Annotated in this window: 8 protein-coding genes; all 8 read left to right on the top strand. The window is 37.4% G+C overall.

All coding sequences use genetic code 11. From position 1 onward, the window contains the following. On the top strand, positions 1 to 189 hold a 189-nt coding region (locus BAZSYMA_RS10255), incomplete at its 5' end, for a hypothetical protein (protein WP_206599459.1). Between the two features lie 38 nt (positions 190 to 227). Continuing rightward, positions 228 to 377, top strand: a complete 150-nt coding sequence (locus BAZSYMA_RS10100; RefSeq protein ID WP_195910175.1) for a hypothetical protein — start codon at positions 228 to 230, stop codon at positions 375 to 377. After that, entirely contained in the window at positions 374 to 1,159 is a 786-nt protein-coding gene (locus BAZSYMA_RS08625; RefSeq protein ID WP_195910174.1) for a YihY family inner membrane protein, read from the top strand. Before BAZSYMA_RS10100 ends, BAZSYMA_RS08625 begins: the two co-directional genes overlap by 4 nt. Continuing rightward, positions 1,160 to 1,753, top strand: a complete 594-nt coding sequence (locus tag BAZSYMA_RS08620) for a riboflavin synthase (protein ID WP_090718021.1) — start codon at positions 1,160 to 1,162, stop codon at positions 1,751 to 1,753. Positions 1,754 to 1,758: 5 nt separating this feature from the next. After that, positions 1,759 to 2,796, top strand: a complete 1,038-nt coding sequence (gene ribB / locus BAZSYMA_RS08615; protein WP_090718018.1) for a 3,4-dihydroxy-2-butanone-4-phosphate synthase — start codon at positions 1,759 to 1,761, stop codon at positions 2,794 to 2,796. Further along, complete coding sequence (gene ribH / locus BAZSYMA_RS08610) at positions 2,796 to 3,269, top strand: 6,7-dimethyl-8-ribityllumazine synthase (RefSeq protein WP_090718014.1); 474 nt, start codon at positions 2,796 to 2,798, stop codon at positions 3,267 to 3,269. The genes ribB and ribH overlap by 1 nt, the downstream gene beginning before the upstream one ends. A gap of 15 nt (positions 3,270 to 3,284) precedes the next feature. Beyond that, positions 3,285 to 3,713, top strand: coding sequence for a transcription antitermination factor NusB (gene nusB / locus BAZSYMA_RS08605; protein ID WP_090718010.1), 429 nt, complete (start codon positions 3,285 to 3,287; stop codon positions 3,711 to 3,713). Continuing rightward, positions 3,710 to 5,455 (top strand): SulP family inorganic anion transporter, encoded by a 1,746-nt coding sequence (locus BAZSYMA_RS08600; protein WP_090718006.1) that lies wholly within the window; start codon positions 3,710 to 3,712, stop codon positions 5,453 to 5,455. Before nusB ends, BAZSYMA_RS08600 begins: the two co-directional genes overlap by 4 nt. Positions 5,456 to 5,589 lie beyond the last annotated feature (134 nt).

Raw genomic sequence — 5,589 nt, 5'->3', positions numbered from 1 at the left:
GATGGTTATGATTCAAAATATTGGAAGAATATATTCGAATTTCTAAACCCCACTCATAAAGTATTATTTATCAACGAATATCACTGGAGTAGCTGGAGTTATTTTTTGGATTTTTTGTTTAGAATTATTGAGGGATTGTTGATTTACCAAACTATTCAAGCATTTAGAAAATACAGCAGAAAATTATGAATACAAAGCATAATGAATGAAATTTCAAGGGTTAAAAAATGTTAAACGATAAAAAAATTCTAATGTCTATGAAAAAGAGTGTCAGTAAAGCTTTGGGGCATTATGCCGTAGTGTGGGACAGTGAAAAAAAACAAGTTAAACGCATTAAAGCAAAAGACTTGCCAAAGTACGCTTACAAAGAATTGTGAACCTCTTAAAATCAGCGCTAATTCACTTAAAGTCGAAAAACGGCTTTGACTCAGCAGCGGTTTTGGCGTTTTCCACATTATTTGCGATTGTACCAACGCTGACTTTGGTATTTAGTGTATTTTCTTTATCACCATATTTTGCTGATTTACAACAATATCTAGAGGTTTTTTTGTTTAAACAGTTATTGCCACAAAATTACGAAGTAGCGAATCACTACATTCATCAATTTATCGCCAGCGCACAAAAACTTAAAGGCATTAGTGTGTTATTTTTATTGGTGGCAGCGTTTTTTCTATTTCGTGAAGTGGACCATCGTATTAACTCAATATGGGAGGCAAAAAAAACGCGTCATTTTGGTTTAGATTTGCTCATATATTTATTGGTGTTGGCTTTAGGTCCGCTGTTCTTGGCAGGGTCTTTGTTCGTCAGCTCATACTTGAGTGCTTCAAAATTCTTTATATTCGTGCCAATGGGTGGGATTTTTGTCTCTAGCTTACCCATTATCCTCTCGGCAATTGGACTAAGTTTGTTGTATTGTTTTATCCCAAGTGAAAAAGTCACTTTTAAAAATGCAATCAAATCGGGTTTTATGACGGCATTTTTCTTAGAAATTTTAAAATCTATTTTGTTTATTTACATTAACTATTTCCCACTATACGAGTTGATTTATGGCGCATTATCGATGTTACTTTTATTTATGCTTTGGGTTTATTTTTCTTGGGTATTGGTCTTATTTGGCGCCAGTGTGAGTTTTTGTTTGCATCAAAAAGAGGCTCAATAAATGTTTACAGGTATTATTCAAGCCATTGGCCAAGTTAAAAGCAAGACTATGCATAATAAGGGCGCAGTGTTTACTTTTTCCTCAAGTAGTTTGGACTTTTCTACGGTAACAATTGGTGATAGTATTGCAGTAAATGGTGTGTGCTTAACGGTCATTGAAATTGAAAATGAGAGTTTCACAGCAGATGTCTCTCAGGAGACACTGAATTGCTCTATTTTTGGCGATTTATCAATGGGTGATGCGATAAATCTTGAAAAAGCCTTAAGGCTCAATCAAGGTATTGACGGACATTTGGTTAGCGGACATGTGGATGGGCAGGGCGAGGTTACTGATAAAGCACTGGAAGGAGAATCAATGCGTTTTAGAATCAATGTGGCTCAATCTTTGGTAAAATACATTGCTAGAAAAGGATCAATTACCGTAAATGGGGTAAGTCTCACGGTGAATAGCATTAAAGCAAATGGTTTTGACATTAATATTGTGCCCCATACATTAACAGCAACGACGCTAGGGCGCTTAAACATAGGTGATAGTGTCAACTTGGAAGTAGATATTATTGCCAGACATCTTGAACAGTTAATAAAAAACAAATAATAAAAATGAAGACTAAAGCTAGCATTGAAGCGATATTGGAAGATTACAAGCAAGGCAAGATGATTATCTTAATGGATGATGAAGACCGTGAAAACGAAGGGGATTTAATCATTCCTGCAGCAACTTGCACCAAAGAAGACATTAACTTTATGGCAACGCATGGTAGGGGTTTGATTTGTTTAACCCTTACTCAAGAGCGCTGCAAACAGTTAAATTTACCACTCATGGTAACGCAAAATAACGACGCCAATGGCACTAACTTTACCGTTTCTATTGAGGCCTCTACAGGGGTTACAACAGGCATCTCGGCAGCAGATAGAGCAAAAACCGTACTCGACGCTGTAGCGCCAAATGCCAAATCTAGTGATATCGTACAACCAGGGCATATTTTTCCACTAATGGCACAACCTGGTGGTGTGTTGATTCGTCCAGGGCATACCGAAGCAGGTTGTGACTTAGCGCGCCTTGCGGGTTTAGAGCCAGCATCAGTGATTGTTGAGATTTTGAACGATGATGGCTCAATGGCACGCAGGGATGATTTGGAGGTATTCGCTGAAAAGCACAGTATTAAATGGGGCACGATTGAAGATTTGATTTCTTACCGAGTGGAAAATGAAAAAACCATTGAACGCATTAATGAACGCCCATTTAGCACTAAGTACGGTGAGTGGGCACTAGTCTCTTTCTTAGACAGTATCCACCAGCAAACACACACCGCTTTAGTAAAAGGTAATATTGACAAAGATACTCCCGTTTGTGTGCGCGTGCATATGGAGAATGTGTTTACCGATGTCTTACAAGAAAACACCAAATCTCTACATGTTGACGATGCACTGGCATATATTAGCAAGGAGCATAGCGGTGTGTTCTTGCTTATTCGTCCACACGAAGCCAGTAGTGATGTTAAAACCTACGGGGTAGGCGCACAAATTTTGTCTGATTTAGGTGTGGGGAAAATGCGTATTTTAGGTAGCCCAAGAAAGTTAAATGCCTTAAAAGGCTTTGGTTTGGAAGTGGTTGAATATATTACAGGTGAAAAATAATGAATTTTAAATTTGATAAAAATAGCAACAAGAACCTTCTAAAAGATAAGAAAATTGCCATTACTGTGGGTTATTTTTATCAAGAAATTGGCGATAAATTACTCTTTGCTGCACAAGAGACCTTAGCTAAATACGGTGTTAACGAGAACAATGTTGATATTTTCTATGTGCCTGGTGCTTTTGAAATTCCATTACTGGCGAAAAAATTAGCAAAAAATGGCAAATATCACGGTATTGTGACTTTAGGTGCAGTCATTAACGGTGAAACCCCACATTTTGATTTTGTATGTAGCGAGTGTGCGCGAGGTGTAGCAGATGTCTCGTACCAGTATGAAGTGCCGACCACTTTTGGCGTGCTTACCACCAGCAATATGGAGCAAGCCACCGGTAGAGCAGGTGGTTATAAAGGCAATAAAGGTGAAGAGGCAACCATGGCAATGATTGAAATGCTGTATTTACTTGACCAAACTTAGAGCCCATCCTGAACAATGACATTCACAACCCCTAAACATCGCTCTAGAGAGCGCGTCGTCCAAGCCTTATACCAATATATGCTATCAGGTGGCGAAGTGCTACAAATCGAACAACAATTTTTAAATCAAAAGTCTGGGAAAATTTCAAAAGCGTTCTTTTCTAACCTATTTATCAACATTCTAAAAAATCGTACTGAGTTAGACGAACTCATTGCGCCCACCATCAGTCGCGACACTGAGGAACTCGGATCGGTAGAGCACGCTGTGCTTTACTTGGGTGCATACGAGCTACAAAACTCAATTGAAGTGCCTTACAAGGTGGTTATCAACGAAGCACTTGAAATCGCTAAACTATACGGTGCCGAGGGAGGTTTTAAACTCATTAATGCCTCATTAGACAAACTGGCTAAAAAATTAAGAACAGTAGAAGTAGGTCACTCGTGAAAACTAGACTAATTTCATTGTTGCCATTTCTAGCGTGGTTTAAAACAATCAATAAAAGCACCATAAAAGCAGACATTATTGCAGGCTTTACTGGTGCAGTGGTGGTCTTACCTCAAGGTGTTGCTTTTGCAACCATTGCAGGACTACCACCAGAATACGGCTTATATACAGCAATGATTACCCCGATTATTGCCGCACTATTTGGTTCATCCTATCATTTGATTTCAGGGCCAACAACCGCCATTTCTATTGTTATGTTTTCTACTATTAGTAGACATGTTGAGCCAGGTTCTCCAGAATTTGTCTCAATGGCACTTACTTTAACTTTTCTTGCTGGGGTTTATCAATTTGCATTTGGTTTAGCCAGATTTGGAACTTTGGTAAACTTTGTCTCACATACGGTAATTATTGGTTTTACCTCAGGGGCAGCAATTTTGATTGCAACCAGCCAATTAAAACACATTACTGGTATTCATATACCTAAAGGAGAGTCGTTCTTACATGTTTGGATTGATTTATATCAAGGTCTTTCTGATTTTGATATTTATCTACTGATAATCGCATTAGTCACACTGTTTAGCGCAGTCTTGTTTAAAAGATTTTTACCAAAATCCCCCAATCTTTTAATTGGCATGATATTAGGTAGTGTTTTAGCGTTTTACTTGCCTAAATTTGGAGTCTCAACAAATATTGCTCTTGTTGGTGAAATTCCTGCGTATTTACCGCCTTTGTCAATGCCTGATTTTTCATTTTCTACAATTTCTATACTGGCATCAGAAGCTTTTGCAATTGCACTATTGGGGTTGATTGAAGCAGTTTCAATCAGTAGAGCTGTTGCGACAAAATCCAATCAAAGAATAAACCCTAATCAAGAGTTTGTTGGACAAGGAATGTCCAACATATTTGGCAGTTTCTTTTCTAGTTATGCAGGATCAGGTTCTTTCACCAGATCGGGCATTAACTATGAATCTGGTGCAAAAACACCGCTTTCAGCTATTTTTGCTGCACTATTTTTAATGGTTATTGTATTACTGATTGCACCACTAACGGCTTATCTGCCAATCACTGCGATGGGCGGTGTTATTTTGTTGGTTGCTTATAATTTGATTGATACCAAGCATATTGTGAAGATTTTTAAATACAGCAAATCAGAATCTGCAATTTTAATTACGACTTTTTTAGCAACACTATTCCTCGAATTAGAATTCGCTATTTATTTGGGTGTGTTATTGTCTTTAGTGTTATTTTTAGCAAAAACCTCAACCCCAAGAATCCCTACTTTGTCAATAGATAACATGAATAACGAGGGCTCTAGAAGTTTTATAAATATTGCTAAAAAACCACTTAGACAGTGCCCACAGTTAAAGATAATTCGAATCGATATGTCGATTTATTTTGGCTCAATTAACCATATTCAGAAAAAAATTGAAAAAATATCTGATGGGCAAAATATTCACCATATTTTGATTGTTGCTAGTGGGATTAATTTTATAGATTTATCAGGTATGGAAACTTTAATCTCCGAACATAATAGATTAAAAAGAAAAGACGGTGGTTTGTATTTTGTTGGACTTAAGGCACCCGTTTATCAGTTTTTAGCGCAGGCTCACTTTGTCAAAAAAATTGGCAGGATAAACTTCTTTGATTCTAAAAGCATTGCCATTCGCACTATCTACAGACGACTTGATCGTGATATTTGCACTCAATGTGATGCGAAAATCTTTAATGAATGTAGTTCTTAAATCTTATGTCGTTCAAAATTTAATTGCAATCCTCCCATTTCTAACGCCCGCTAAAAATAGAAACTCCGTTGTTTAAATAGTCGCTCCTTAAAAACCACTCCAAACAAACCAAAACCACCCATTTTTCCAACCAT

It is taken from the genome of Bathymodiolus azoricus thioautotrophic gill symbiont, assembly GCF_001298715.1.
In the GTDB taxonomy this organism is placed as follows: Bacteria; Pseudomonadota; Gammaproteobacteria; order PS1; family Pseudothioglobaceae; genus Thiodubiliella.
Note: the sequence above shows the minus strand (reverse complement) of the source record. Positions and strands in the feature narration are given on the sequence as shown.